The organism is Vogesella urethralis, assembly GCF_007644045.2.
GTDB classification, from domain to species: Bacteria; Pseudomonadota; Gammaproteobacteria; order Burkholderiales; family Chromobacteriaceae; genus Vogesella; species Vogesella urethralis.
On record NZ_VMDW02000044.1, the window covers coordinates 1 to 241 of the forward strand.

The window sequence follows — 241 nt, forward strand, 5'->3', positions numbered from 1 at the left end:
CTGTAACTGGCACTGTAGATGATCAGGGGCTAGGCAAGCCACCTGTGTTCACCGTTCCTGCAGGAACGCATGGTGCACCATCTGGCACTAGTGATGACACTCCGCCCCCCGGCACTGGCACTGGCAGTGGTACTGGTACTGGTACTGGTACTGGTACTGGTACTGGTACTGGTACTGGTACTGGCACCGGTACTGGCTCCGGTACTGGCGAAGAAGTGCCGCCCCTAGCCCTCTCGTCCAT

Annotated in this window: 1 protein-coding gene; it reads left to right on the forward strand. The window is 58.9% G+C overall.

Going from position 1 to position 241, the window contains the following annotated elements:
• The first annotated feature begins 93 nt into the window (after positions 1-93).
• Positions 94-228, forward strand: a complete 135-nt coding sequence (locus FLQ03_RS19520; RefSeq protein ID WP_276607752.1) for a hypothetical protein — start codon at positions 94-96, stop codon at positions 226-228.
• Positions 229-241 lie beyond the last annotated feature (13 nt).